We start from the raw sequence: 25,269 nt of genomic DNA, 5'->3' as shown, positions 1-25,269 counted from the left end.
TCCGCCGCATGCCGACCGCCCTGCCCGCCCGTCTTGAATCCGGCCGGAGCTACCCGCTCGGCGCGACCTGGGACGGGCTCGGGACCAATTTCGCGGTGTTTTCCGCGCACGCGCAGCGCATCCAGCTGTGCGTGTTCGATCCGACCGGCCGCAAGGAACTCGCGCGCCTCGACCTGCCCGAATGCACCGACGAGATCTGGCACGGCTACCTGCCCAACGCGCATCCGGGCACCGTGTACGGGTTTCGCGCGGACGGTCCGTACCAGCCGCAGCACGGCCATCGCTTCAATCCGACCAAGCTGCTGCTCGACCCGTATGCGCGCAAGCTGGTCGGCCAGTTCCGCTGGTCGGACGCGCTGTTCGGCTATCGCCTGCATTCGAACCGCGCGGACCTGTCGATGGACCGGCGCGATTCGGCGCCCGCGATGCCGAAGTGCGTGGTGGTCGACGAGGCGTTCGACTGGAGCACCGACCGGCGCCCGCGCGTGTCGTGGCGCAACACAGTGATCTACGAGACGCACGTGCGCGGCGCGTCGATGCGGCGCGCCGGGTTGCGCCCGCCCGAGCGCGGCACGTTCTCGGCGTTCGCGCATCCGGCGTTCATCGATCACCTGCTGTCGATCGGCGTGACGACGGTCGAGCTGCTGCCCGTCCATGCGTTCCTGCAGCAGCGCGCGCTGGTGCAGCACGGGCTGCGCAACTACTGGGGCTACGACACGGCCGCGTTCTTCGCGCCGGAGCCCGCGTATCTCGCGACGCGCCGGCTCGACGAGATGCGCATCGCGATTCGCCAGCTGCATGCGGCCGGCATCGAGGTCGTGCTCGACGTCGTCTACAACCATACGTGCGAAGGCAACCAGCTCGGCCCGACGCTGTCGTGGCGCGGCCTCGACAACGCGAGCTACTACCGGCTCGTGCCGGGCGACCCGCGCTTTCATGTCGACGAGACGGGCTGCGGCAACACGCTGAACCTGTCGCACCCGCGCGTCGTGCAGATGGTGATGGATTCGCTGCGCTACTGGGCCACCGCGTTCAACATCGACGGCTTCCGCTTCGACCTCGGCGTGACGCTCGGCCGCGAGGCGCACGGCTTCGATCCCGGCGCGGGGTTCTTCGACGCGTTGCGGCAGGACCCGGTGCTCGCGCAGCGCAAGCTGATCACCGAGCCGTGGGATCTCGGCCCCGGCGGCTACCAGCTCGGCCGCCATCCGCCCGGCTTCGCCGAGTGGAACGACCGCTTTCGCGACACCGTGCGGCGCTTCTGGCGCGGCGACGCGGGCCAGCGGCCCGAGCTCGCCGCGCGGCTCGCCGGGTCGGCCGACCTGTTCAACCACCAGCGGCGCCATACCTGGGCGTCGGTCAATTTCATCACCGCGCACGACGGCTTCACGCTCGCCGATCTCGTGTCGTATGCGACGAAACACAACGACGCGAACGGCGAGGACAACCGCGACGGCCGCGACGACAACTGCACCGCGAACTGGGGCGTCGAAGGGCCGACCGACGACCCGGTGATCCTCGCGGTGCGCGCGCGCGTCGCGCGCTCGATGCTCGCGACGCTGTTCACCGCGCTCGGCACGCCGATGCTGGTGGCCGGCGACGAATTTGGCCGCACGCAGCACGGCAACAACAACGCGTACTGCCAGGATAACGAAATGTCGTGGCTCGACTGGGATCTCGCGCGCAGCGACGAAGCCGTGACGCTGATGCGCTTCGTGTCGCGGCTCGCCGCGCTGCGGCGCATGTATCCGGTGATGTCCGCGCCGCGCTATCCGTCGGGCGATCGCGACGGCGCGCCGGGCATGGCCGAGATCGGCTGGTTCGACGAACGCGGCGACGCGCTGACCGTGCCCGCGTGGCAGGACGGCGAGCGCCGCGCGCTGACGATGCGGCGCGTCGGCACCGGCCGCACCGGGCGCACCGAGGCGCTGCTCGTGATGCTGAACGCGTCGTCCGAGACGATCGCGTTCGCGCCGCCCGGGCCCGTGCTCGACTATCGCGTGCTGGTCGATACGGCCACGCCGGACGCCGGCCCGCGCGCGTGGCCGGCCGCCGGCCTCGACGTCGCCGCGCACGCGGCCGCGATCGCCGTCGCCGCCGTGCCGCCCGACCCGCCTTCGTGAGGACCGCCATGACATCCCGTTCCGCCCGTCCGTCCCGTCCGCCACCTACGCACGCCTACGCAGCGTCGTTCGGCGCGACCTGCATCGACGCCGATCGCACGCGCTTCCGGCTATGGGCGCCCGCGAGCCGCACGGCGGCCGTCGAACTCGAGGACGCAGGCGTGCACGCGATCGCGATGACACCTGCCGGCGACGGCTGGTTCGAGGCGGTCGCGCCGTGCGGCCCCGGCGCGCGGTATCGCTACCGGCTCGACGGCGATCTCGTGGTGCCCGATCCCGCGTCGCGCTTCCAGCCGGGCGACGTGCACGGCCCGAGCCAGGTCGTCGATCCGGCCGCGTATCGCTGGCGCCACGATGCGTGGCGCGGCCGCCCGTGGCACGAGACCGTGCTGTACGAATTGCACGTCGGCGCCTGCGGCGGCTACGCGGCCGTCGAGCGGCGACTGCCGGCGATCGCCGCGCTCGGCGTGACCGCGCTCGAGCTGATGCCCGTCAACGCGTTCCCCGGCGCGCGCAACTGGGGCTACGACGGCGTGCTGCCGTTCGCGCCCGACGCGGCGTACGGGCGGCCCGACGAACTGAAAGCGCTCGTCGATGCCGCTCACGGGCTCGGGCTGCAGGTGTTCCTCGACGTCGTCTACAACCACTTCGGCCCCGAAGGCAATCTGCTGCCGCGCTACGCGCCCGCGTTCTTCCGCACGGACCGGCAGACCGCGTGGGGGCCCGCGATCGACTTCTCGCGCGAACAGACGAGCGCGTTCTTCATCGACAACGCGCTGTACTGGCTCGACGAATTCTGTTTCGACGGGTTGCGTATCGACGCCGCGCACGCGATCGACGACGACGCGTGGTTGCGCGAACTCGCGCGCCGCGTGCGCGCCTATGCGGGCGACACGCGCCATGTGCACCTCGTGCTCGAGAACGAGCGCAATGCGGCCAGCCTGCTCGGCCCCGGCGGCTTCGACGCGCAGTGGAACGACGATTTCCACAACAGCGCGCACGTGCTGCTGACCGGCGAGCGCAACGGCTACTACCGCGCGTACGCCGATGCGCCGCTGCGCCATTTCGCGCGCACGCTCGGCGAAGGCTTCGCGTACCAGGGCGAACCGTCGCCGCTGCACGACGGCGCCGCGCGCGGCGAGCCGAGCGCACACCTGCCGCCCACCGCGTTCGTCGCATTCCTGCAGAACCACGACCAGATCGGCAACCGCGCGTTCGGCGAACGGCTGCGCGCGCTCGCGAACGACGACGCGGTGCGCGCGGTCACCGCGCTGATGCTGCTCGCGCCGTCGATCCCGCTGCTGTTCATGGGCGAGGAAGACGGCAGCACGCAGCCGTTCCAGTTCTTCACCGACTATCGCGGCGTACTCGCCGACGCGGTGCGCGAAGGCCGGCGCCGCGAATTCGCCGCGTTTCCCGCGTTCGCCGATGCCGCGCATCGCGACGCGATTCCCGATCCGAACGACATCGCGACGTTCGTGCGCTCGTCGTCGAGCCACCCGGCCGACGACTCCTTGCCCGACGTCGCCGCTTGGCGGCGCTTCTACCGCAGCGCGCTGACCGTCCGCGCGGCGCTCGTGACGCCGCACCTGCCGGGCGTGCACGCGCTCGGCGTCGACCTGCTCGCCGCCGACGGCGAGCCGCAGGCGCTCGTCGCGCGCTGGCGGCTTGGCGACGGCAGCACGCTGACGATCGCGCTGAACCTCGGCTCGCACGACGCGGCGCTGCCCGCGCTGCCGATCGGCAAGATCGTGTTCGAGACGCCGCCGCGCGCACGCGACCGGTTGTCCGACCTGCGCCTGCCGCCCCGCGCATGCATCGTGTGGCGCGACGGCGCGGTCAACCAGGATGCGCGGCAGCACCGCGCGAACGGGCAAAGCCGATCATGACGACCGACGTATCGATCGCGGCACTCGCTCATGCGGCCGGCCTGGAAGCCGACTGGACCGATGCGGGCGGGCTCGCGCGGCGGGTGGACGACGACGCGCTCGTCGCGCTCGTCGACGCGCTCGGCTGGCCGTGCGGCACGGCGCTCCAGCGCGTCGACAGCGCGGCGGCGCTCGCCGAGGCGAACACGGCGCCGCCGCGCATCGTCACCGGCGACGCCGGCCTGCCGCTGACGCTGCCCGCGACGGTCGCGCCGCCGGGCGCGCGCTTCCGGATCTCGCTCGAGACCGGCGGACATGTCGACGGACGCGTGAGCGCGCAGGGCACGCTGCCGCCGCTCGCAATGCCCGGCTATCACGCGCTCGACCTCGGCGAGCAGCGCATCGGGCTCGCGATCGCGCCGCCGCGGGCGCGCCCGTTCGACGCATTCGCGCGGGCCCAAGACGCGGGCAACCGCTGGGGCATCGCGGCCCAGCTCTACAGCCTGCGCCGCACCGGCGACGACGGCGCGGGCGACTACACCGCGCTCGCGCGGCTGGCCGCGCATGCGGCACGGCATGGCGCGCAGGCAGTGGCGATCAGCCCGACGCACGCCGGTTATCCGGCGCTGCCCGCGCACGACAGCCCGTATTCGCCGTCGTCGCGGCGCTGGCACAACGTCGCGTATCTCGACTGCGACGCGGTGCCGGGCGCCGATGCCGCGCGCGACGCACCCGGTGCCGTGCCCGACGCGCCGCTGATCGACTGGCCGCACGTGCTGCCGATGAAGCTGCGCCGCCTGCGCGCGTGCTTCGATGCATGGCGCGCCGGCGACGCGCCGTCGCACGACGCGTTCCAGCGGTTTCGCGCGGCGGGCGGCGCGGCGCTCGACGTGCATGCGCGCTTCGACGCACTGCAGGCGTTCTGCATCGAGCACGGGATCGGCGCGGACTGGCGGCAGTGGCCGGCGCCGTGGCGCATGCCGGGATCGGCCGAGGTCGATGCGTTCGCGCATGCGCACGCCGACGCCATCGCGTTCCACACGTTCCTGCAGTGGTGCGCGACGCGCGCACTCGGCGATGCGCAGCACGCGGCGCGCGGCGCGGGCATGGCGACCGGGCTGATCGCCGATCTCGCGGTCGGCTCCGATCGCGCGGGCAGCGACGCGTGGGCGCACGGCACGACGCTGCTGCAGCGCCTGTCGGTCGGCGCGCCGCCCGACCTGTTCAACGCGGCCGGCCAGGCGTGGGGCGTGACGACATGGACGCCCGCCGCGCTGCGCGCGGACCGCTTCATCCCGTTCATCGAGTTGTTGCGCGCGGCGTTCGCGCATGCGGGCGGCATCCGCATCGATCACGTGCTCGGCTTCGCGCGAATGTGGATCGTGCCGGACGGCGGCTCGCCGCGCGACGGCGCGTACCTGCGCTATCCGGTCGACGACCTCGTGCGGCTCGTCGCGCTCGAAGCGGCGCGCCATCGCGCGATCGCGATCGGCGAGGATCTCGGCACCGTGCCGGCGGGTTTTCGCGAACGGCTCGGTGCGCAGGGCGTCGCGGGCATGCGCGTGCTGTGGTTCGAGCGCGATGCGGACGGCGCGTTCCGGCCGCCGTCCGCATGGGATCGCGATGCGATCGCGACGACGTCGACGCACGATTTGCCGACCGTGGCCGGCTGGTGGCGCGGGGTCGACCTGGGGTGGCGGCAGGTCGCGGCGGAGGCCGAGGCCAACGCCGCCAGGCAGCAAACCGGCACGGGCGCGCACGATGCGGCCGGCGCCGTGCCGGACGATGCGAGCGCGCACGATTCCGACGAAAGCGTGCAACGCACGGCCGCCGCGCATGACGCCGCGCCGCGCGCGGAAGCAGACGGCGGCGCGCTCCCGCCCGCCGCTCATCCCGGCCTCGTCGCCCCGCACGCGCAACGCGCCGCCGAACGCGCGGCGCTGTGGCGCGCGTTGCAGCGCGCCGGCTGCGCACCGGCCGGCGACGCCGCCCCGCCCGCCGACGCGCCGCCGGTGAGCGCGATCCTCGCGTACGTCGCGCGCAGCCCGTCGCCGCTCGCGATCGTGCCGCTCGAGGATCTGCTCGCGCTGGACGCGCAGCCGAACCTGCCCGGGCCGCCGTGCGGCCATCCGAACTGGCGGCAACGCCTGCCGCGTGCGATCGACACGCTGTTCGACGCCGACGCGCGCGAACGCATCGCGGCAATCGTGCAAGCGCGCCGCTCGCGAGGGCGCGGCACATGACCCCGCGCGCGACGCTGCGGCTGCAGCTGCATGCGGGCTTCACGTTCGACGACGCAGCCGCGCACGCCGACTACTTCGCGCGGCTCGGCGTGAGCCACCTGTACCTGTCGCCGGTCTCGACGGCCGAGCCCGGTTCGCTGCACGGCTACGACACGGTCGACTACGGCGCGCTCAATCCGGAACTGGGCGGCGAAGCCGGTTTCGTGCGGCTCGCCGACGCGCTGCGCGCGCGCGGGATCGGCGTGATCGTCGACATCGTGCCGAATCACATGGGCGTCGGCGGATCGTCGAACGCCTGGTGGAACGACGTGCTCGAATGGGGGCCCGCGAGCCCGTACGCGCGCCATTTCGACATCGACTGGCATCCGCCCGACACGGCGCTCGACGGCAAGGTGCTGCTGCCCTGCCTCGGCGCGCCGTACGGCGATGCGCTCGCGGCCGGCGACATCACGCTCGGCGCCGATCCGGCCACCGGCCGCTTCTTCGTGTCGTGCCCCGGGTGGCGGCTGCCGGTGGCCGCCGCCACCTACGCGGAGATCCTGCGCGTCGCGAACCGCGCGGACCTGAATGCGCTCGCCGAACGCTTCGACGCCGCGCCGGTACGCGACGGCGCGCGGCTAGCCGCCGCGCATGCGGCGTTGCGCGATCACGCGGCCGCGCAGGGCCCGCATGCGCTCGACGCGGTGCTGCGCGGCGCCGATCCGCGCCGCGCACGCTCGCGCGCCTGCCTGCACCGGCTGCTCGAACGCCAGCACTATCGGCTCGCATGGTGGCGCACGGCCGCCGACGAACTGAACTGGCGGCGCTTCTTCGACATCGCGACGCTCGCGGCCATCCGCGTCGACGACGATGCGGTGTTCGACGCCGTTCATGCGCTGCCGCTGCGGCTGCACGCGGCCGGGCTCGTCGACGGCGTGCGCGTCGATCACGTCGACGGCCTCGCCGATCCGCGCGCGTATTGCCGGCGGCTGCATGAGCGACTCGCCGCGCAGCGCGACGCGCGGCCGTACGTCGTCGTCGAGAAGATCCTCGCGCCCGGCGAGGCGCTGTGCGCCGACTGGCCCGTCGACGGCACGACCGGCTACGACTTCATGAACGACGTCGGCGCGCTGCTGCACGATCCGGCCGGCGCCGCGCCGCTGGCCGCGCACTGGGCGTCGGTGTCGGGATCATCGCGAACGTTCGCGCAGGAGGCGCTCGACGCCAAGCGGCGCGTGCTGATGCGCCAGCTCGCCGTCGAGCATGCGCGCGCCGCGCGGGCATTGCACGGCATTGCGCGTACCGCGCCCGCGACGCGCGACGTGAGCCTGGTCGCGATCCGGCGCGTGCTCGCCGAACTCGCGGTGCAGCTGCCCGTGTACCGGATGTATCCGGCGCGGGACGACGAACCCGCCGACGCCGACCGCCGCGTGCTCGCGCAGGCGTACGAACGCGCGGGCGCGGCCGTCGATCCGGCCGACCGGTTCGCGCTCGACCATGTCGCCGCGTGGCTCGGGTTGCCGGTCGTGCGCGTGCCGCGCGCGGACGCCGCCGCGCTGCAGGCGGCGCGTGTCGCGTTCGCGCAGCTCACCGCGCCGCTGGCCGCGAAGGGCGTCGAGGATACGGCCCACTATCGCTACGGCCGGCTGCTGTCGCGCAACGAGGTCGGCGCCGACGCGGGCGACTTCAGCCTGTCGCGCGGCGCGTTCCATGCGCGCAACCGGCGCCGCGCGCGCACCGTGCCGCACGGGCTCGTCGCCACCGCCACGCACGACCACAAGCGCGGCGAGGATGCGCGTGCGCGGCTGGCCGTGCTCAGCGAGATGCCCGACGCGTGGCGCGCTGTGTCGCTCGACTGGTCCGTGCTCAACCGGCCGCATCGCGGCGGCGCGCAGCGCGACCTCGTGTGGGCGCCGGGGCCGGCCGCCGAGGCGATGCTGTACCAGACGCTCGTCGGCTGCTGGCCGCCGGCACTCGAACCCGACGATGCGGCGGGGCTCGACGCGCTCGCCGGGCGCGTGGCGCAGTGGCAGACGAAGGCGCTGCGCGAAGCGAAGCTGCATACGGACTGGCAGGCGCCCAATGCGGGCTACGAGCGCGATTGCGAAGCGTTCGTCCGCGCGATCCTGACGCCGCGCGGCGCCGGCGACTTCGCACACCGGCTGCATGCGTTCGTCGCACGGATCGCACCGGCCGGCGTCGTCAACAGCCTCGCGCAGACCGTACTGCGGATGGCGTCGCCCGGCGTGCCCGATCTCTATCAAGGATCCGAGTCATGGGATCACTCGCTCGTCGATCCGGACAACCGGCGCGACGTGCCGTTCGCGGCGCTGGCGGCCGAACGGGTCGACGGGGCGGTAGCGTCGTACCTGCCGGCGTGGCCCGATGCGCGGGTGAAGCGGGCATTGGTCGAGCGGATGCTCGCGTTGCGCGCGCGCTGGCCCGCGACGTTTGCGGATGGCGCGTATGTCCCGCTGCGGGTGCGCGGCGGGCTCGGGCGTCATGCGGTTGCGTTCGCGCGGCGCGACGATGCGGCCACCGTGGTGGTCGTTGCGACGCGGCTCGCGTGCCGGCTGCTCGGCGAAACGCCCGGGTTGCCGCGTGTGGAGCCCGCGCTATGGGGCGATACGGCGGTCGTGCTGCCGCGCGGTGCCGAAGGGCCGTGGGCGGACTGGTTAAATGCGCGCGACGGAATCGATGCGCCGGAGGGCGTGCTGACGCTCGATCGCTGCCTGGCCGCGTCGCCGGTTGCGGTGCTCGTCGCGGCGCGTGCCTGAGGGCGATGCCGATTCGGCCGCGTCCGGCAGGTCCCGCGCCGCAATCCCTTTTGCGCCTTTTGCGCAGGCGCGGATACGACTCCCCGACGTCACGACCACTCTTCCGGCGGCAACGGCCCGCCGTCATCCTCCCACAGCGGCTTGCCCGTCTTGCCGTCATCGCCGGTGGCCACGGGCCCGCTCGTACCCTGATGCTTCGACCGCCGCGTATCGCGCGACGTCGCCCGCACCCGTGTCCGCGCCGGCGCCACCGTGCGCTGCGCGCCGCCGCGACGCTCGTCGCCCGGGCCCGCATCCTTTTTCTGCCGCGCATTCGAAACCGCGTTCATCTTCGTCTCCCGTGCCGTTGAAACAAGCACTCGAACCACGGCAGCAATTTCGATACCGCCGCCGGGCAAGCATATTGCTGCGCATTCGTACCCTGTCCGCGCCCGGAGGCAACGATGCCGACCGACCTCAACACGCCGCCCGCCGCGCGCCACCGGCTCGGCGAATGGATGGCCCGCGAGGAAACGCACATGGCCGCGTTCCGCGAAAAAATCGCGAACGAAGCGCGCGCGCATGCCGGCGCGCGGCTGCGCACGCCGGCCGTGCAGGAACTCGCGCGGCTGTTCGACGACAACCCGGTACTGCGCATGGGCCTGACCCTCGCGATCGACGAAGCGCTCGCATCGGGATACCGGCTCGGCTACGCGTCGACCGGCGAACTGATGACCGTGATCGACCGCCTGATGACCTACACGCCGCCGTTCAGTGAAGCGAGCCTGATCGTGTGCCCGCTGAACGCGTTCCTCGACTGGCCGATGTGCATGCCGTCCGGCCATGCGGTGTTTCGCGACCCGGCCGTGAACGCGCAACTGAAGCAGGTGCTGAACGTATGGTGCGACTTTCTCGGCGGCCCGCATTCGCGCGCGCATCTCGACACGGCGGCGCCCGACGGCTGGTTCTGCGACGCGGCATGCAAGCGCCTCGGCCTGTCGCAGTTCCGGTATCGCGACGACCAGCCGTACTGGGGTTTCGATTCGTGGAACGACTTCTTCACGCGGCGCTTTCGCGACGGCGCGCGGCCCGTCGCGTCGCCCGACGATCCGCACGTGGTCGTCAGCGCGTGCGAGGCCGCGCCATATCACACAGAATCGAACGTGAAGCTGCGCGACACGTTCTGGATCAAGGCGCAGCCGTATTCGCTGCGCGAGATCTTCACGCCCGCGTGGTTGCCGCTCGCCGAGCGCTTCGTCGGCGGCGACGTCTACCAGGCCTATCTCAGCGCGTACAACTACCATCGCTGGCATGCGCCGGTGCGCGGCGTCGTCACGCACGCGTACCGGGTCGACGGCACCTACTACTCGGTCGCCGACGCCGAAGGCGCGGACCCGGCCGGGCTCAACGACTCGCAGGGCTACATGACGGCCGTCGCCGCGCGCGCGGTGGTCGCGATCGCCTGCGACGATCCCGGCATCGGCACGGTGGCGGCCGTGTTCGTCGGGATGGGCGACGTATCGTCGTGCGTGGTCGAGGTGGTGCCGGGCCAGCGTGTCGACAAGGGCGACGAGATCGGCTATTTCCAGTTCGGCGGCTCGACGGTCTGCCTGCTGTTCGAGACCGGCGTGATCGATCGCTTCCTGTACGCGCCGCCGTTCGACGACCAGACGCCCGTCGTGCAGGTCAACACGTCCGTCGCGATCGCAAGGTGAGCACCGCGCGCGCCACGGCGCATTACGCGTCGGTCACATCGATCGCGTTGTTCAAGTCGGTCAAGTCGTTCAAGTCGGTCGCGCCGTGCCGCTGCATGCACCGCAGGACCGACAGCCCGTCGGCCGTCAACACGGGGCGATACTCGCCCGACGCGTCGTCGCGCTGCATCACGATCAGGTGTTGTTCGACCAGCGCGATAACGTCCTCGCGGTCGATCTGGAGCTGTTCCGGTGCGCGGTGCACCAGGAACAGCGTGGCAAATTCATGGGCGGTCAGCATGTTCGTTTCCCCCTGTGGTCGGCTGCGCGCGATGCGACAACGGCATCGCACCGGCATGCGGCGCAATTCACACGCCGGCCACAGAACAAGCACGCAGGGACCATGCCAATCGGCTTCGCACGAGCGCCGTCGGCGCGCGGCGCGATGTGGCACTACGCGGCACCTGCGAGCCGCTGCAAAGTTTTCAACGACATGTAATGCCGGACGCGCAAAGCGGAAGAACGTCGGGGACGGCAATCGGGTCAGGACCGCGGCCGGAACAGGCCGGCCTTCGCGCTGCCTGCCGGCGCGCGGAAATAGCCGCTGTGCAGCACCACGTCGCCGTGGCGGTCGGCCAGCACTTCCGCGCACGCGGCCTCGATGCGCGCGCGGCCGCGTTCGAACGCAGCGCGCAGATCGGCCTCCAGCGCGGACGGCGCGCCGAAATGATCCTCCAGCGCTTCGACGGTGATCGCGCAGGTTTGCGGGGCGCCATCGACGTCGACGACGAAGCACAACTGCAGCGCCGCGCCATCGAACACGGGCGGCGCGTCGGTCAGCGTCACGCGGCGGGCGGAATCGGTCGGCATCGTCTCAAGCTCCCCGCGCCGCGAGGCGATCGACCAGCGCGCCGTTGAACGCGGGCAGGTCGGCGGGCTTGCGGCTCGTGATCAGGTTGCCGTCGCGCACGACTTCCTCGTCGACCCACTTGCCGCCCGCATGACGGATATCGTCCTGCAGGCTCGGCCAGCTCGTCATCGTGCGGCCCTCCACGAGGCCGGCCGACACGAGCAGCCAGCCGCCGTGGCAGATCGCCGCGATCGGCTTGCCGGCGCCGACGGCCGCCGTCACGAATTCGCGTGCGGCCGGAATCATCCGGATCGCGTCGCCGTTCACGACGCCGCCCGGCAGCACGACCGCGTCGTAGTCGGCCTCGCGCGCATCGTCGAACGTGCGGTCGACTTTCACGCGCTCGCCCTTGTCGACGTGCCGGAAGCCCTGGATCTCGCCGCGCTTCTGCGAAATCACGTCGACCTGCGCGCCTTCGGCCGCCAGCGCGCGCTGCGGTTCGACGAGTTCGGCTTCTTCGAAGCCGTCGACCGCGAGGATAGCCACCTTGCAATGATCCAGCCTGCCGCTCATGAATGCCTCCGTTGCCGTGGCGGCACGCGTCGTGCCGTGCCGGTCGCGCAGCAATCGGCGTGCCGGCGCAGCCGGCTGCCTGCCGCGACGTCGTAGCCGGATCGTTCGCGGTGTTGTATCGACCGGGGAGCGACCCGGGATCGGACGACGGCACGACGGGCCGGCGCCCGTCCACGCCTGTACATCCCGGGCCCGCCCGTACGACGTCGCCCGCACCGGCTGCAAAGATTTCAACGGTGTGTAACCGGCCGGATGCGCCGCCCCCGACACGGATGCCGCCGGCGGCATTCGGCGGCACGGTTACTGCAGATGACGCGCCGCGTCGAGCATCGCGTCGGTCAGTTCGACCGTCAACGTCAGTTCCTCGTCGGTGTCGGGCAACCGGTCGAGCGCCTGCTGCACGGCATCGTGCAGCATCGCATGCACGCGCATCCGCGCGCCTTCGTCGAGTTCCGCGTAGCGTTCCATCGTGTCGCAGTCGAGCGCGAGCACGACCGATTGCCGCGCCGCCTCGGGCGGCGCGGCGACTGTATTCGCCCACGCCGCATGAAACATGACCCTGCCCGTTGCAACGTCGACATGAACCGTCGTATCGGGATCGTCCGTGTCGATCGTGTCGCCGTCGACTTCGTCATTCTCCAGCCAGGTCCGGGAATTCGATTGCATGATGACCTCCTGCATGGTGGCGAGATGGCATGTCCTGCTCGTCTTTCCAGCAAGACCCATGCCGCCGGTGGCACGCGCTCGCCGCGCATGCGATATGAGTTGCGCGGCACGCGGTTTGCGCCGCCAACGCCAGTACTACGCCCCTGTGACCCCATACGGAGCCCATCCAATGCCTTCCGCTACCGCTTCCCACGCGCACGGCAAGCGCCTGACGCGACGCCCGGGCCGCGCCCGCAGCACCGATCAGCAACCCCGCAAGCGCTGGTCCGCCGAAGTCACGCAAACCAGCGACGCGCTCGACATCGAGCCCGACATCTTCAAGTCCGACGACCCGGCCGCGATCGCCGCGTCGCTGAAGCGCTCGGCCGAACACAGCCGCCGCCGCAAGGCGTCGCCGTTCCAGTCGGCGATGTCGATGCTGAACTTCTACGTGAACCGCGCGGGCCGCCACCTGCCGAAAACCCGCCGCGCAACACTCGAACGCGCGAAGCGGAAACTGCGCGAGACGTTCGGCCGCAAGCCCTGACGGGCTGCCCCACCGCCGTATCGGCCTGCCGCGACCGCGCACATGCATGAGACGCTCTGGTACCTGATCATCGGCGCGGTGCTGATGGGCATGGGCGTCGCGACGTCCGCGCTGCGCCACCTGCCGTGCAGCGCCGCGATGATCTACCTGGTGCTCGGCGTCGCGCTCGGCCCGTCCGGCGCCGGCCTGCTGCATCTCGACCTCGAACGCGACGCGCCGCTGCTGCGCGAGATCGTCGAGATCGCGCTGCTGGTGTCGTTGTTCGCGATCGGGCTGCGGCTGCGCGTGCCGCTGTCCGACCAACTGTGGCTCGTGCCGTGCCGCCTCGGGCTGCTCGCGATGATCGTCACCGTGCCGCTGCTCGCCGCATGCGCGGTGCTCGCGCTCGGGCTCGGCTGGGGCCCCGCGCTGCTGCTCGCGGCGATCCTCGCGCCGACCGATCCGGTGCTCGCGCACGACGTGCAGGTGCACGACCCGGGCGACCGCGATCTCGTGCGCTTCGCACTGTCCGGCGAAGGCGGGATGAACGACGGCATCGCGCTGCCGTTCGCACTCGCGGGGCTCGCGCTGTGCGGCGCGCCCGACGCGACGCACGGGCTGCCGCCACTGTCCGGCACGTTCGCGCTGGTCGCGCTGTGGGGCATCGCGGGCGCGGCCGCGATCGGCGGCAGCCTCGGCTGGGTGACGACGAAGACGGTCGGCTGGCTGCGCACGCGCCATGCGCAGGCGCTCGGCCTCGAAGGCTTCTTCGCGCTCGCGCTGATCGTGCTGTCGTTCGGCGCCGCGCAGTTCGCGCATACGTTCGGGTTCATCGCGACGTTCGCGGCCGGCGTCGCGATGCGCCGCGTCGAGCACCGCGCGAGCGGCGACCGCAAGCCGCACGAGGTGATCGGCAAGATCGATTCGGAGGACGTCGTCGCCACCGAGCAGCATCCCGACAAAGCGCACGCGTTCATGGCCGAATCGGTGCTCAGCTTTACGATCGAGCTCGAACGGATCGCGGAAGCCGTCGTGATGACGATGATCGGCAGCGTGCTCGCGACGCTGCCCGGCCCGCTGCTCACGTGGGGCGCGGCCGCGCTGACCGCGATGCTGTTCGTCGCCGTGCGGCCGCTGGCGGTACTGCTCACGCTCGCCGGTTCGCACGCGACGCATGCGCAGCGGCGGCTGATGGCGTGGTTCGGCATCCGCGGGATTGGCTCGTTCTACTACCTGCTGTTCGCGCTCGAGCACGGGCCGTCCGGCGCGATGCGTCCGCTCGCGGCACCGGTGCTGGCTGTCGTGGCGGCATCGGTGATCGCGCACGGGATCTCCGCGACACCGCTGATGAACTGGTATCACCGGCTGCAGCAGCACCGGCGCTGACGCGTTCACGATTCGCCACGCCGCGCTGTCGCGCCGCCATGCGGGTGACGGAGTCGGGTCGGCTGATGGAGGAATCGGCATCGAAGTGCGCTCGCGCGTTCGGGGCGCGACGGCAACGCGGATCGTTGCGACGCCGCCCCGCGGTCGGCTTCGGCGTCAGGGCGCGCGCAGCGCCGCGTCGAATTCGGCGCGCGTCACATCGAGCGCCACGTTGCATTCGATCGCGTCATCCTCGACGCTCGGCTTGCGCTCGTCCACCGCGCGCCGCGCGTCGTCGCACAGACGTGTGCGCACGCGCAGCCGGTCAGCCGCGTCGAGCGATGCGTAGCGCGTGATCACGTCCGGATCGAACCGCAGGTCGACCACGCAGCGCCATTCGCGCGCGCTTTCGTCGATCGGCACGCGCACCCACGACACCTGGATCGTCAGCCGCCCGGAGGCGTCGTCCGCATGCACGATGACGGTCGACTCCGACGGAAAGCCGATCGCGAGCGCATGCTCGAGTTCCGCGATACGCTGCGACCGGTCGGGCTTGCCGTTCATCGTCGCACGACGCCCAGCAGCAGCGTGACCAGGAAGATCACGACGAAGATGTAGAACAGGATCTTCGCGATCTCGGCCGCGCCGGCCGCGATGCCGCCGAAGCCGAACACGGCCGCGACGATCGCGATGATGAAGAAGATAACGGCGTATCGCAGCATGGATACCTCCTGGATGGCAGCAGTCGTCAATACACGTCGTCGCCGATCACGCATCGTGCTTGTGCCTGGGTTTGCCGTGGATCGGCGTGGAAGCCATTTTTTCGAGTTCCTTCTCGCTCATCGACTTGGCCATCGACTTCGCCGGCGGCTTGAGGTCCTTCATTTTCGTGTCGCCGCGCTTGGCCGACAGCGCGGCCCCCGCGGCACGCTGCTGGGCCTGGGATTTTGCTGGCATGGTTGCCCTCCTGTCGTTGGGGCGCGCGGGTCGCTTCGACGTGCGGCACGCGCGCGGTCAAACCACCGGACCGTCACGCGGCGTCGCGGCGCCGCAGGTCGGCTGGCGGAATCTTCATCGCCTGGCGATACTTCGTCACCGTGCGACGCGCAAGAAGAATGCCGCGGCCCGCGAGGTTCTGCGCGAGCACGACGTCGGACAGCGGATCGGTGTGCCGCTCGGCGGCGATCATGTCGCGGATCAGCACCTTCGCGGCCGATGCCGAGCACACGCCCTTGCCGGCCGCCTCGAGCTTGCGCGGGAAGAAGTGCTTGAATTCGAACGTGCCGTGCGGCGTGGCCATGTACTTGTTGCCGGTCGCGCGCGACACGGTCGATTCGTGCAGGTCGAGCTCTTCCGCGATGTCGCGCAGCACGAGCGGCTTCATCGCGATCTCGCCGTAGCGGAAGAAATCGCGCTGCCGCGCGACGATGCATGCACCGACCCGCTGGATCGTGTCGAAACGCTTCTGCACGTTGCGGATCAGCCAGCGCGCTTCCTGCAGTTGCTGGCCGAGCGGCGAATCGCGCTCGCCGCTCGACTGCGCGAACAGCGTCGCATAGCGCTCATGCAGGCGCGCGCGCGGCAACACGGCCGGGTTGATCGTCACGATCCACTCGTCGCGCACCTGGCGCACGATCACGTCGGGCACCACGTAGTCGCCGCGCGTGCTGCCGTAGTGATCGCCGGGGCGCGGGTCGAGCCCGCGCACCAGCGCGCAGGCCGCGTGCAGCGTCTGCGCGTTGCAGCCGACGCGCCGCTGGATCTCGGCGGTCTCGCGGCGCGCGAGCCGTTCGAGATGCTCGTGCGCGATCGCCTTCGCTTCGGCGAGCGCCGGCGTGCCGGCCGGAATCGCGTCGAGCTGCAGCGCGAGGCATTCCGACAGCGAGCGCGCGGCGATGCCCGGGCGGTCGAGCATCTGCACGAGCCGCAGCGCCACCGCGAGATCCTGTTCCGACAGCAGCAGCGCCGGATCGGCCGCGACCAGCAGCTCGGGCAGTTCCTGCCGCAGGTAGCCGTCGTCGTCGAGCGCGTCGATCACGATGCGCGCGGCTTCACGGTCGCGCTTGTTCAGCGGATAGAGTCGCAGCGCATCGTGCAGTTGCTGGTGCAGCGACGGCTCGGCGGCCATCCATTCGCCGGGTGCCAGGCCGTCCGTGTCGTCGCCCTGGCGGTTCGTGCCGCGCGGCGCGGGCGCGGCCGTATACGGCACCTCGTCGTCGGGCGGGCGTACTTCGTCGGGTTCGGGCACGGCTTCCGGCGCGGCCGCTTCGGCCGTCTGCTCGGGGGCATCGGCGGCGGCTTCCTCGTCGCCCTGGCCGTCTTCCAGAAACGGATTCATGTCGAGCGCCTGCCGCAGCTCCTGTTGAAATTCGAGCGAGGACAACTGCAGCAGCCGCAGCGACTGCTGAAGCCTCGGCGTAAGTGCCAGATGCTGTCGCATCTGCAGCGCAAGCGAGACGGACATCGAAAGTCCTCCTGACGGTTCGGTTCGTGGTATGCGTGCAGGATTCATGCAGTTTTCGTGCCAGACCGGCCCGCCGCGCCGCGTCGCGGCCTGTGCGGGTTCGCACCCCGTCGCGCGTCTTCTCGAGGCCGCTTTTTTACAAGCCGCCGGCAAGTTTGGGCACGCGTTTCGCGCGCCACGAAGCGCGCCCGGTCATCGGTGCGTCACGGGCTCGATGCTGCTCGCCATCGCATGCCTCCGGCCGTATCACGGTGCCGCGTGCCACGCGCCCGGTTCGGTGCGTTCAGTACTGCATCGGCGGCGGCATACCGGGCAGCGGCTGGTCGCCCTGCACGCCGTTCGGGCCCGGCGGCGGAACATCGGCCGGATCGCCGCCGGCCGCGCCCGGCGGCAGCGTGTTGCCCGGCGACCGGCGCGTGTCGTAGCGCGTGTTGGCGTCCGGCATCGTCGTGGTCGACTGCGCCCCGCGACCGTCGGGCGGCGCCGGGGGCGCCCCTCCCGTACCGTAGGTGCCGGTCGTCGGTTGCGTGCATGCGGCCAGCGCGCACGCGACAGCGAACGCAACTGCGCCCACGCGCATCGTCTGGGTCGGTTTCATCGGAACCCTCCCTGGGATCGACGGCTCCGGGCAGGCCGTTGCGGCACGACTCAGAGCCGGTTGAAATGAAAATCCCCCGCATACGCGGCCGGTGCGCGGCGCGCCATCATCATGTCGAATTCGGCCGCGACGCGCGTGAGCGAGCCGCGTTGCCGCTCGATGCCGGCCTGTTCGAGCGCGGCGAATGCGTCGGCGTCGAACGTCACGGTCAGCGACGCCGGACGACCGTCGACACGAAAGCCGATGTGCAGTGCGCCGGCCGGCTGTTCCTCGACATGGAACGGCATCGCGCGCGACTCGAAATGACGACCGAGCGTCTCGGCGAGGTCGCGCAGCATGCCGGGTTTCACACGAATGCTCATCGCATGCACTCCATTCGCGTTCGTGCCGGCGACACCGCGCCCGCCGGCAGCATGCTCACGGGCGGTTCTCGCGAAGGCGGCGCATGCCCGGGCGGATCGCCCTCGGGAGGACGGCAACGCTCCGGCATATCGGGCGGTTCGGGGTCCGGGTCGGGATCCGGCTCGACATCGAGCATCGGCGGATCGAGCCGGCGCGGCGAATGATCGACATCCTGATTCATCACATCCATTCCATCATGGCGTTGTCGTGACGGAGGGCTCGCAATCCGCATGCCATCCGGTACGCGCGGGCACGCGCGACCCGCCTGCGCGCGCCGGTGCGCGTACGGGCACTCGCGCGCGATGCACCGTGTCTTCGCTACACCGGTCGCTGCAAATCTTGCAAGCGCGCCGCTACGCATCGTACGCGGCCATCACGAGCCACAGCTCGCGGCCGTCGTCCTGCACGCGCGCCGCGAGCGCATACGGGTCGGCCGGCTCACACGCGCACTGCAGCGCAAAGCGCGCCGGCTCGGTCGAGCCGAACGTCTCGTCGCCGAGCGGCCGCACTTCGGCCTTGCCTTCGAACATCCGGCGCTCGGGCCGGTAGATCAGCGGTTCTTGCTTCCACGAATCGAAATGGCTCTTCACCGAATCGAATCCGCCGCCGCATACGTTGACCTCGTAGCGCACACCTGGTCGTCGTTTTGGAATCGTCATCGTGCCTCCGGCTGGATGTGCGCATGGCAGGCACCGATTGCGCCGCGCGTTGTCGTCATGATCGTCTTCGTCGTCGCTGTCGACATGGCAAGTCGCGTGCCGCGTGCGAGCCGGGAATGGCCGTTGCAAAAATATCCGCGTCATCGTCATCGACACGGAGCCTCGCCATGAACGATTCGATCCGGTCCGGCCGCGACGCGCCGGCGCACGAGCGGCAATCCGACCCGTCGCCGCCGCTGAAGCACCAGGACCGCACGCAGACGCGCCATTCGGAACGCCATATCGACAAGCAACTCGAGGACACGTTTCCGGCCAGCGACCCGCCGGCAACCGGCGGCGTCACGCGCATCGAGCCGGACACGCCGCCCGGCACGCACGACGAAGGGCCGTGGCAGGACCAGCGCGAACGCGGCGACGCATGACAGGCCGCGGGTGCCGGACGGCATGCGGTTTGCTGAATTCGCTGCGGAATTCGCTGCGGAATTCGCTGAAGAATCCGCCCACCCAACCCGCAAGGAGAACTTCATGCATCGCGTCAACGAAATCATGTCGCAGGACGTCGTGCACATCGCGCCGACCGACTCGATCCGTCATGCCGCACAACTGATGGAGCGCTACGACATCGGCGCGCTGCCCGTGTGCGACAACAACCGGCTGATCGGGATGGTGACGGATCGCGATCTCGCGGTGCGCGCGATCTCGGCCGGCAAATCGCCGGAGACGCGGATCCACGAAGTCGCGTCGGGCCCGATCGAATGGTGTTTCGACGACGATTCGCTGGACGAGATCCAGCACTACATGGCCGACGCGCAGTTGCGCCGCCTGCCCGTCGTCGATCACGACAAGCGGCTGGTCGGCATGCTGTCGCTCGCGGACATCGCGACGCGCACGGCCGGCCCGTCGCGCGACGGCATCGCGAACACGCTCGAAGGCGTGTCGCAGCCGAAGCAGACGTGACGGGGAGCAGCGCTTCTTCGCCCCCGTCCCGCCCACCCGCGCGAACCGCGGCCCATCCGGGCCCGGTCGCGCCTACGCAGCCTGGAGGAAACCATGCAGACTCACGATCAAGGTCAGACCCGCATCATCGGCAAGGGCGCCGCAACAGCGGCCGGCCCCGGCCCCGACGTCATGGCGGCCGGCACCCTGGAGGGCGACAAGGTCTACACGACCGACGGCGACGACGTCGGCAAGATCAAGGACATCATGCTCGACGTGCGCTCGGGCCGCGTCGCGTACGCGGTGCTGTCGAGCGGCGGCGTGCTCGGCATCGGCGACAAGCTGCTCGCGATCCCGTGGAGCGCGCTGACGCTCGACACCGAGCGCAAGTGCTTCCTGCTGTCGGTGTCGTCCGAACGGATCCGCAACGCGCCGGGCTTCGACAAGGACCACTGGCCGGCAATGGCCGACCCGCAATGGGCCGAGCCGCTGCACGAGTTCTACGGCAGCGCGCCGTACTGGAGCCCCGGCGACGAGCTCGGGCTGACCGACCCGACCGAGGAACTGAACGATCCGCGCACGCGCGGCGGTCATCACTGATTGCGGTGATGCGGTGCCGGTTCGCCGGCACCGCGCTCGGCACCGTTCAACACGCCCCGCCCCCACGCGGGGCGTTTTTCATACGATTGCGACGCGTCACGCGTTTTTACAAGCGCCGTGTAACACGCAAGCCGTGCGCCCATGTCGACTGCATGCGGCATGCCGGTTGCTGCATCGGCTGCCGCATATTTCGCATCGTCGAAACGGGAGTCCTTCATGCTTGTGATCTCGCGCCCTCCGTCCGCTTTGCTTCCATCCGCGCGTGCAACACGCCGCGCGTCGCCGGAGCGTTCCGCGCGATCGCGCCACGGTCCCTTGCCGGCCTGCACGGGAGGCGCCGGATGATACGGGAGACGCCGCCCGCCGCCGACGACCTGCCGGCCACGCTCGACGCGTGCCGCCGCTGCACGCTGTGGGAACACGCGACGCAGCCGGTGCCCGGCGCGGGGCCTGTCGCGGCGACGATCATGCTCGTCGGCGAGCAGCCGGGCGACCAGGAGGACCGCACGGGCCTGCCGTTCGTCGGCGCGGCCGGCCGCATGCTCGGCCGCGCGCTCGACGAAGCGGGAATCGATCGCACTTGCGTGTACGTGACGAACGCCGTCAAGCACTTCAAATGGGAGCCGCGCGGCAAGCGGCGGCTGCACAAGACACCCGCGCAACGCGAAGTCGAAGCGTGCCGCTGCTGGCTCGATCGCGAACTCGAGGTGGTGCAGCCGCGCGTGATCGTCGCGCTCGGCGGCACCGCGTTGCGGGCGGTGCTGCAAGACCACGACGCGACGCTGGAGCGTGCACGCGCGCCGGTGCGCACGGCCGACGGCAGGCTCGTCGTCGCGACCTGTCATCCGTCGTATGTATTGCGCACGCGCGGCGCCGATTCGCGCGAGCACGCGTACCTGACGCTCGTCGATGCGTTGCGCACCGCGTCGCACCTCGCGGGCGACCCTCACCACGACCACGGCGGCAAGCCCGAAACCCGCGGAAACGCCGGATGAGCGGGCCGGGCGAAGACGCACGGCCGCACGCGCAGGCCGTGTCGCCCGCCGCGAAGCGTGGTACCGAAGGCTGGTTGCATTCGCAACCGATTGAACCGGCGGCCCGGGCAGCCGCCAAGCGCGAGACTGCCCGGCAGCCGGCACGTCACATCATCTTGCCGCGCGAGCGTTCGGCGCGCGCCGCATCGGCCGCCGACGATCGAGCCGCCGTTCGGGTGCGGCGTCTGCCCGGTCAGTGCGTCCGGCCGCCCGACGCGGCCTCGCCGGGCCGGCGCACCGGATCGAAATCGCGCCACTCGCCGTCCTGCCAGTCGCCTTCGACGCGCTCGATCGACTTCGCGCCGGTCGCGCGCAACACGTCTTCCGCCGTCGCCGCGGTGTCGGGCGTCACGTGCGCGGCGAGGATCACGCCCGTGTCGCTCCGCGCGAGCGCGCCCTTGCCTTCGGCCCGCTCGCCGCGCATCCGGCCGAGCGCGCCGCCGAACGCGCCGAGATAGGCGCCGGCCAGCGCGCCGGCGGCCGGCACGTACCAGTAGCGCAGCCCCACCGCGTAGGCGACCAGCCCCACGACGATGCCGATCAGCAACCCGCGCATCGCGCCGACCATCGCGCCGCGGCCGCCCGGCTGCGCCGCCGTATCGGCATACACGTCGCCGCCGATCGGAAAGCGCGCATGCTGGCCGCCCGGGTTCAGGAAGAAGATCGACACGTCGTCCGGGCCGAACGTGCGCTCGTAAAGGTGGCGCGCCCCACCCTCCGCTTCATCGAACGTCGTGAAGCGGCCTGCGACGATCATCGCCATGCTCGTGCTCCTCGTGACGGGTAATGCGCCGCGCGCGCTGCCGCGCACGACGGAACGGCCGCTTACATCAACCGCCCGAGTTCCTTCGATACCGATGCCGGCGTGCCGTACTCGCGATCGGGAATGCGCCGGAGCATGTCGATCACGTCGCGGTCCGCATGCGAGCGTTCCGCGCACTCGACAATGTCCGACCTGCTCGCCGGATAGTCCATCCCCTTCAACGTCTTCTGCACGTCGACCGGGCCCGGCGCCTTGCCGTGCCCGCTCTGGTGGCCGCCCTTGTCGTGGTCCTGCTGCACGCGGTCGCCTTCGTGCGCGCGTGCATGGCTGAGTTCGTGGCCCGTATGGATTCGGGATGTCATTGAAACCTCCTGCTGAAAATGGCCGGCATCACGCGGACGCGCGCCGCGCACGCGCCAGCGCGGCAATCACCAGCGCCGCCGCACCGCCGCGCCGACCGCGACCTTCGGCCGCTGCACCACCGCGTTGTACCCGCAGCCGCGCAGCACGGGGCCGGCCATCCCTTCGCGCTCGTGCAGCGCGTGGCGCGGCTCGGCCGGCGGGTACACGTTGACGGCGCAAGCCGTGTGCCGCGGCGTCGATGCCGCGCACGCGCGCGAAGCGCCGATCGGAGGCCCTTTCATCCAACGCGTTGTAATTTTTTCGACCACCGTTTGCGCGATCGTGCCCGCGCGCCGGCAGGCATGCCGGTTGCTCGGCGGATTGCGGACCGGCACGCACCGCACGGGGTTCGGCGTGGCGCCGGCATCGGGATGCGACACGCGTCGAGACGAACGGAATCGGGGGGTGAATGCGCACGAATGCGCACCGCCATCGCAGGCGGGCGGCGGGCGCGTTGCGGCGTCAGTCGGCGTGCTTCGTCAGGCGTGCGATCTTGTCCGCCAGTTCGCGCACGTCGACCGGCTTGCACAGATAGCCGTCGAACCCGGCCTCGAGCGCGCGGCGCTCGTCGGCGAGGCCCGCATGCGCGGTGACGGCCAGCACGCGCGTATCGGGCGGCCCGCCGCCGTTCGCGCCCGCACGCCGCAACGCGTCGAGCAGCCAGAAGCCGTCGCCGTCGGGCATCGCGAGATCCGACAGCACGACGGTCGGCCGCATGTCGGCCGCTACCGCGAGCGCTTCGCGGCCCGTCGATGCGATCGCGACGGCCGCGCCGAACGTCGTCAGCGCGGCGGTGAGGCTCGCGCGCGTCGTCGCGTCGTCGTCGACGATCAGGATGCGTTGCGACTCGAGCGTCGGCGCATCGCGACGACCGTCCGCTTGCGCGATCCCCCACGCCATCGCGCCCATCGGCTGCCAGCCGGCCGGCAGCGTCACCGCAAACGTCGCGCCGCGATTGCGGCCCGCACTCTCGACGGTCACGCTGCCGCCGTGCAGCTGGGCGATGTGCCGCACGATCGACAGGCCGAGGCCGAGGCCGCGCCGCGGCGATGCGGGCGAATCGTCCGCGCGGCGGAACATGTCGAACACGTGCGGCACGAACTCCCGTGCGATGCCCTGCCCCGTGTCGACGACGGTCAGCACCGCATGCGCGTCGTCGCGCGCCAGCCCGACCGTCACGCTGCCGCCGCCGGGCGTGAACTTGAGCGCATTCGATACGAGGTTCGACAGCATCTGCCGCAGCCGCTCGGCATCGCCCGACACGATGCACGCGCTTGCCGCGCAGTCGAATTCGAGCACGATGCCGGCCGACGACGCGGCCGTCTGGAACGCGCCGACCGAGTCGGAAAACAGCCGCACGATGTCCACCGGCATCGCGTCGAGCCGCAGCTTGCCGGTCGCGAGCGACGACGCGTCGAGGATGTCGCCGACCATCCGCGTGAGCGAGCGCGCGCTGCGGTCGATCGCGTCGATCGCCTGATGCTGCAGCGCGGCGTCGCCCGAATTGCGCAGCACCTCGACCCAGCCGTAGATCACGTTCAGCGGCGTGCGCAACTCGTGCGACACCGTCGCGAGCAATTCATCCTTCAGCCGGTTCGAGGTAGCGGCCTGGTCGCGCGCATCGCGTGCGCGTTGCAGCGAACGCTGCGCGCGCAAATCGCGCCGGCGCTGCGCACCGGTCTCGCGCAACGTCAGCGACAGCGCGACGCAGGCCCGCGCGTCACCGCGCACCGGGCACGCCGACAAGATCGCGCGAAAACGCCGGCCGTCGCGCCGCACGCACAGCAGCTCGATCGGGCCGACCGGCTCGTGCATCGCGTCGAAAGATTCGGCAACCGGATTGCGTCGCAGCCAGCGCTCCGCGATCAGCGATTCGAACGTGCGCCCGCGTGCGGCGGCCTCGTCGTACCCGAAGAGCCGCTGCGCGGCCGGGTTCCAGCTGACGATGCGGCCCTCGACGTCGATGCCGACGATTGCGTCCGGCGATGCGTCGACGACCGCATGCTGCAGGCGCGACGCGTCGACGCGCGCGCGGTCCGCGCCGGCATCGCGCAGCAACAGCACCGCGCCATCGATGTTGCCGTCCGCGTCGCCGATCGGCGATGCGACCTCGACGATCGGCACCGGATTGCCGCCGCCCGCCTGCAGCCAGTGCCGGTCCGACATCGCGCCCGCGCCGCCGAGCGCGATGTCGAGCGGCGTCGCCTGCACGCGGCGGCCTTCATGGTCGACGATCCGCAGTACGTCGCGCACGGGCCGCCCCGCCGCATCGTCCGGCCGGCAGCCGACGAGGTCGGCCGCGGCCGCGTTGATGTAGGTCAGCCGTCCTTTCGTATCGGTCGCGATCACGCCGTGCGGCAGCGCCTGCAGCACGGCTTCGAGCCGGCGCCGCGCGGCCGCTTCGCGCCGGCGGGCACGATCGATCGTGAGTCGCGTGTGATGCAGCATCGCCGCGATCGCGCACACCAGCGCACCGACCAGCATGAACGTACCGAGCTGCACGAGCCGGTCGGGCAGCGGCGCGGTATAGGCGGACGGATCGGACAGGAACAGCGTCCACACGAGCATTCCGCTGACGATAGTCGACGCGATGCCGAACAGGAACGACGTCGCCCACGCGGCGCCCGCGAGCAGCGGGTAGTACAGGACGAACGGCAGGTTCACGCCGCCGAAGCGGATCGCGAGCGCCTGCAGCACGGTCGCGATCGCGACCAGCATCACGGCCGTCGCGTAATTTCCGGCCTGCATCCGTGTCATGTCACCCATCGAACCTGCTCCTGCGGCCTGTT

28 protein-coding genes and 1 pseudogene are annotated in these 25,269 nt (G+C 71.1%); 11 read left to right on the top strand and 18 right to left on the bottom strand.

Annotation, left to right across the window (positions count from 1 at the left end; all coding sequences use genetic code 11):
- The first annotated feature begins 8 nt into the window (after positions 1-8).
- Genes glgX through treY form a run of 4 tightly spaced genes read left to right on the top strand, consistent with a single transcriptional unit; the run spans position 9 to position 8,990 of the window.
- Positions 9-2,123, top strand: a complete 2,115-nt coding sequence (glgX, locus tag BFF94_RS16865; RefSeq protein WP_219139568.1) for a glycogen debranching protein GlgX — start codon at positions 9-11, stop codon at positions 2,121-2,123.
- 8 nt (positions 2,124-2,131) lie between these two features.
- On the top strand, positions 2,132-4,012 hold the full coding sequence (gene treZ, locus BFF94_RS16860) for a malto-oligosyltrehalose trehalohydrolase (RefSeq protein ID WP_219139567.1): 1,881 nt from the start codon (positions 2,132-2,134) through the stop codon (positions 4,010-4,012).
- Positions 4,009-6,234: a 4-alpha-glucanotransferase gene (gene malQ / locus BFF94_RS16855; RefSeq protein ID WP_219139566.1), complete on the top strand. Its 2,226-nt coding sequence runs from the start codon at positions 4,009-4,011 to the stop codon at positions 6,232-6,234. The genes treZ and malQ overlap by 4 nt, the downstream gene beginning before the upstream one ends.
- On the top strand, positions 6,231-8,990 hold the full coding sequence (gene treY / locus BFF94_RS16850) for a malto-oligosyltrehalose synthase (protein WP_219139565.1): 2,760 nt from the start codon (positions 6,231-6,233) through the stop codon (positions 8,988-8,990). The genes malQ and treY overlap by 4 nt, the downstream gene beginning before the upstream one ends.
- 89 nt (positions 8,991-9,079) lie before the next feature.
- Here the strand turns inward: treY and BFF94_RS16845 are convergent, their stop codons facing one another.
- On the bottom strand, positions 9,080-9,319 hold the full coding sequence (locus tag BFF94_RS16845; RefSeq protein ID WP_128842500.1) for a hypothetical protein: 240 nt from the start codon (positions 9,317-9,319) through the stop codon (positions 9,080-9,082).
- 114 nt (positions 9,320-9,433) lie between these two features.
- Between BFF94_RS16845 and BFF94_RS16840 the strand changes: the two genes are divergently transcribed.
- Positions 9,434-10,684, top strand: coding sequence for a phosphatidylserine decarboxylase family protein (locus tag BFF94_RS16840; RefSeq protein ID WP_128842499.1), 1,251 nt, complete (start codon positions 9,434-9,436; stop codon positions 10,682-10,684).
- A gap of 22 nt (positions 10,685-10,706) precedes the next feature.
- Here BFF94_RS16840 and BFF94_RS16835 read toward each other — a convergent pair whose 3' ends face one another.
- The 4 genes from BFF94_RS16835 to BFF94_RS16820 form a co-directional block, all read right to left on the bottom strand.
- Entirely contained in the window at positions 10,707-10,964 is a 258-nt protein-coding gene (locus BFF94_RS16835) for a hypothetical protein (protein WP_128842498.1), read from the bottom strand.
- Positions 10,965-11,206: 242 nt separating this feature from the next.
- Positions 11,207-11,533, bottom strand: coding sequence for a DUF1488 family protein (locus BFF94_RS16830; RefSeq protein WP_219139564.1), 327 nt, complete (start codon positions 11,531-11,533; stop codon positions 11,207-11,209).
- Between the two features lie 4 nt (positions 11,534-11,537).
- Positions 11,538-12,086 (bottom strand): type 1 glutamine amidotransferase domain-containing protein, encoded by a 549-nt coding sequence (locus tag BFF94_RS16825; protein ID WP_128842497.1) that lies wholly within the window; start codon positions 12,084-12,086, stop codon positions 11,538-11,540.
- 300 nt (positions 12,087-12,386) lie between these two features.
- A complete protein-coding gene (locus tag BFF94_RS16820; RefSeq protein WP_128842496.1) occupies positions 12,387-12,752 on the bottom strand; it encodes a DUF3022 domain-containing protein in 366 nt (121 codons plus the stop codon).
- Positions 12,753-12,921: 169 nt separating this feature from the next.
- Between BFF94_RS16820 and BFF94_RS16815 the strand changes: the two genes are divergently transcribed.
- On the top strand, positions 12,922-13,278 hold the full coding sequence (locus BFF94_RS16815) for a DUF3175 domain-containing protein (protein ID WP_128842495.1): 357 nt from the start codon (positions 12,922-12,924) through the stop codon (positions 13,276-13,278).
- 42 nt (positions 13,279-13,320) lie between these two features.
- Positions 13,321-14,643: a cation:proton antiporter gene (locus BFF94_RS16810; RefSeq protein WP_219139563.1), complete on the top strand. Its 1,323-nt coding sequence runs from the start codon at positions 13,321-13,323 to the stop codon at positions 14,641-14,643.
- Positions 14,644-14,799: 156 nt separating this feature from the next.
- Here the strand turns inward: BFF94_RS16810 and BFF94_RS16805 are convergent, their stop codons facing one another.
- The 8 genes from BFF94_RS16805 to BFF94_RS16770 all read right to left on the bottom strand — a co-directional run bounded on the left by BFF94_RS16805 (position 14,800) and on the right by BFF94_RS16770 (position 18,745).
- Positions 14,800-15,186, bottom strand: a complete 387-nt coding sequence (locus BFF94_RS16805) for a DUF3022 domain-containing protein (protein WP_128842493.1) — start codon at positions 15,184-15,186, stop codon at positions 14,800-14,802.
- Positions 15,183-15,344, bottom strand: coding sequence for a DUF1328 domain-containing protein (locus BFF94_RS16800; protein ID WP_011349711.1), 162 nt, complete (start codon positions 15,342-15,344; stop codon positions 15,183-15,185). The genes BFF94_RS16805 and BFF94_RS16800 overlap by 4 nt, the downstream gene beginning before the upstream one ends.
- A 46-nt stretch (positions 15,345-15,390) precedes the next feature.
- Positions 15,391-15,579 (bottom strand): DUF3008 family protein, encoded by a 189-nt coding sequence (locus BFF94_RS16795; protein ID WP_128842492.1) that lies wholly within the window; start codon positions 15,577-15,579, stop codon positions 15,391-15,393.
- A 73-nt stretch (positions 15,580-15,652) separates the two neighbouring features.
- Positions 15,653-17,086 carry an RNA polymerase factor sigma-54 gene (locus tag BFF94_RS16790; protein ID WP_128842491.1) on the bottom strand — a complete coding sequence of 478 codons (1,434 nt, stop codon included), beginning with the start codon at positions 17,084-17,086 and terminating at the stop codon, positions 15,653-15,655.
- Positions 17,087-17,369: 283 nt separating this feature from the next.
- On the bottom strand, positions 17,370-17,684 hold the full coding sequence (locus tag BFF94_RS16785) for a hypothetical protein (RefSeq protein ID WP_219139562.1): 315 nt from the start codon (positions 17,682-17,684) through the stop codon (positions 17,370-17,372).
- A gap of 50 nt (positions 17,685-17,734) precedes the next feature.
- Entirely contained in the window at positions 17,735-18,046 is a 312-nt protein-coding gene (locus tag BFF94_RS16780) for a hypothetical protein (RefSeq protein WP_128842490.1), read from the bottom strand.
- Positions 18,043-18,267, bottom strand: a complete 225-nt coding sequence (locus BFF94_RS16775) for a hypothetical protein (RefSeq protein ID WP_128842489.1) — start codon at positions 18,265-18,267, stop codon at positions 18,043-18,045. Before BFF94_RS16775 ends, BFF94_RS16780 begins: the two co-directional genes overlap by 4 nt.
- 172 nt (positions 18,268-18,439) lie before the next feature.
- Complete coding sequence (locus BFF94_RS16770) at positions 18,440-18,745, bottom strand: hypothetical protein (RefSeq protein WP_128842488.1); 306 nt, start codon at positions 18,743-18,745, stop codon at positions 18,440-18,442.
- A gap of 167 nt (positions 18,746-18,912) precedes the next feature.
- Between BFF94_RS16770 and BFF94_RS16765 the strand changes: the two genes are divergently transcribed.
- The 3 genes from BFF94_RS16765 to BFF94_RS16755 all read left to right on the top strand — a co-directional run bounded on the left by BFF94_RS16765 (position 18,913) and on the right by BFF94_RS16755 (position 20,281).
- The gene (locus BFF94_RS16765; protein WP_128842487.1) at positions 18,913-19,167 is read left to right on the top strand and encodes a hypothetical protein; all 255 of its coding nucleotides are present in this window, start codon (positions 18,913-18,915) and stop codon (positions 19,165-19,167) included.
- A 103-nt stretch (positions 19,168-19,270) separates the two neighbouring features.
- Positions 19,271-19,702: a CBS domain-containing protein gene (locus BFF94_RS16760; protein ID WP_128842486.1), complete on the top strand. Its 432-nt coding sequence runs from the start codon at positions 19,271-19,273 to the stop codon at positions 19,700-19,702.
- Positions 19,703-19,795: 93 nt separating this feature from the next.
- Positions 19,796-20,281: a PRC-barrel domain-containing protein gene (locus BFF94_RS16755; RefSeq protein WP_128842485.1), complete on the top strand. Its 486-nt coding sequence runs from the start codon at positions 19,796-19,798 to the stop codon at positions 20,279-20,281.
- Here the strand turns inward: BFF94_RS16755 and BFF94_RS16750 are convergent.
- Positions 20,275-20,610, bottom strand: coding sequence for a hypothetical protein (locus BFF94_RS16750; RefSeq protein ID WP_128842484.1), 336 nt, complete (start codon positions 20,608-20,610; stop codon positions 20,275-20,277). The two genes, BFF94_RS16755 and BFF94_RS16750, sit on opposite strands and share 7 nt — an antisense overlap.
- A gap of 12 nt (positions 20,611-20,622) precedes the next feature.
- On the opposite strand from BFF94_RS16750, the gene BFF94_RS16745 reads away from it, so the two are divergent.
- Entirely contained in the window at positions 20,623-21,276 is a 654-nt protein-coding gene (locus BFF94_RS16745; protein ID WP_219139561.1) for a UdgX family uracil-DNA binding protein, read from the top strand.
- Positions 21,277-21,508: 232 nt separating this feature from the next.
- On the opposite strand, the gene BFF94_RS16740 is transcribed toward BFF94_RS16745, so the two are convergent.
- From BFF94_RS16740 to BFF94_RS16725, 4 genes and pseudogenes are all read right to left on the bottom strand, one after another.
- Entirely contained in the window at positions 21,509-22,078 is a 570-nt protein-coding gene (locus BFF94_RS16740; protein WP_219139560.1) for a hypothetical protein, read from the bottom strand.
- A 62-nt stretch (positions 22,079-22,140) separates the two neighbouring features.
- Complete coding sequence (locus tag BFF94_RS16735) at positions 22,141-22,440, bottom strand: DUF2795 domain-containing protein (protein ID WP_128845664.1); 300 nt, start codon at positions 22,438-22,440, stop codon at positions 22,141-22,143.
- Positions 22,441-22,468: 28 nt separating this feature from the next.
- Positions 22,469-22,632: pseudogene (locus BFF94_RS16730) on the bottom strand (SDR family oxidoreductase); the annotation flags it as partial.
- Positions 22,633-22,942: 310 nt separating this feature from the next.
- Positions 22,943-25,246, bottom strand: a complete 2,304-nt coding sequence (locus tag BFF94_RS16725) for a hybrid sensor histidine kinase/response regulator (RefSeq protein ID WP_219139559.1) — start codon at positions 25,244-25,246, stop codon at positions 22,943-22,945.
- Positions 25,247-25,269 lie beyond the last annotated feature (23 nt).

The organism is Burkholderia catarinensis (assembly GCF_001883705.2).
Lineage (GTDB): Bacteria > Pseudomonadota > Gammaproteobacteria > Burkholderiales > Burkholderiaceae > Burkholderia > Burkholderia catarinensis.
This window is presented reverse-complemented; position numbering and strand designations above follow the sequence as displayed.